Annotated in this window: 2 protein-coding genes; both read right to left on the bottom strand. The window is 60.4% G+C overall.

The genetic code is table 11. The annotated features are described in order from the left end of the window. Window positions 1-173 precede the first annotated feature (173 nt). Entirely contained in the window at window positions 174-617 is a 444-nt protein-coding gene (locus EN969_RS31820) for a hypothetical protein (RefSeq protein ID WP_063168170.1), read from the bottom strand. Between the two features lie 5 nt (window positions 618-622). Next, a partial coding sequence (locus EN969_RS31815; RefSeq protein WP_127419773.1) for a TonB-dependent receptor occupies window positions 623-1214 on the bottom strand: 592 nt, incomplete at its 5' end.

Raw genomic sequence — 1214 nt, 5'->3', positions numbered from 1 at the left:
GCTCGGCGCCGGCTTCGGAAAGGGGGCTGATATCCTGCATGTCTCGCCGCGAGACCTGCAGCGACAAGAGCAGAATTGTCAAATCAAGATCGTTCGCTCGCAGCGGCAGTCGGCAGTGGCCGGCAGCTGGCCACACCGTTTTGTTTTGCAGGAATGCGGGATGCAGTCCCACCTCAGACGCCGAAGGCGATACCGGTCTTGGTGTCCGTCTTCAGCTTGCGCATGCAGGCGTTCGGTTCGACGCCGGTACCGGTGCATTCGGTCGCGCTGTTGATCAGCACGCGGCTGACTTTCGAGCACTCGGTGCCGGCCAGATCGAAACGCGTCACCTTGGTCTTGCCGGCCGGCAATTCCTTGAAATCGAGCACGGTCAGCCGGTCGACGACGCCTGCCTCGTTGAACAAGGCGATCTCGAAGGCAGCCTTGGACAGGTCGGCGCCGAGATTGTTGTTGACCACGAACCTCAGGCGGCAACCCTTGTCGGAAGGTTGCGCGCCATTGAGTTCCAGGGTGAGCGTGGGGGCCGGCGCGGACTCTTGCGCCCACGCCGAAACCATCGCAAGCGACATCGCCAGCATCGAGGTCAGCAGACGAAGGGGTGTCGTCAAGCTCGTCATGGCAATCAGCCTCCAAACCGCATCGTTGCCGCCAGCTTCAGCGTTATGCCGGGCTCGTAGGCCGCGAAAACCGGCTGCGGCGGCTGGCCAGCCGTGGTCAGGTTAAGCGGGTTGGCGTATTTGACATCGAACAGATTGTCGGCGCGGAAATCAATCTTCAAATTGTCCGTCGCCTGGTAGCTGGCAAAGGCATTGACCAGCGTGTAGTCCTCGGCGATCGGATTGCCCTTGGGCTTGCCATTGTATTGCACTTCGCCGCCGACGGTCAGCTTGTCCTCGAGGAAGCGCAAGCCGAGCTGCGCGGTGACCTGGGATGATGGGATCGTGGCGAGATCCGCTTCCACACCCTTGTAGGAAATGGTGTGACCATTGGTGATTGAAGCCGAGAGGCCGGCATAGCCCCATCCGGCATCATAGACGCCCTCCAGTTCGAAGCCGTCGATCTTGGCCTTGGCAAAATTCTGGTACTGGAAGCATATCGGGATACCGGGTCCGCTCGGGCAACCGGCTGTCGGGTCAAACCGCGACAGGGTAACGCCATCGATGTAATCTTCGACATCATTGTTGAAATACGCTGCCTTGATGCGCAGCGCATCG

It is taken from the genome of Mesorhizobium sp. M7A.F.Ca.CA.003.01.2.1 (assembly GCF_003998945.1).
Taxonomy (GTDB): Bacteria; Pseudomonadota; Alphaproteobacteria; order Rhizobiales; family Rhizobiaceae; genus Mesorhizobium; species Mesorhizobium ciceri.
This window is presented reverse-complemented; position numbering and strand designations above follow the sequence as displayed.

Bases quoted from the DNA above. Each gene is read 5' to 3' on its own strand.
- EN969_RS31820 (WP_063168170.1), bottom strand. From the start codon at position 617: ATGACGAGCTTGACGACACCCCTTCGTCTGCTGACCTCGATGCTGGCG.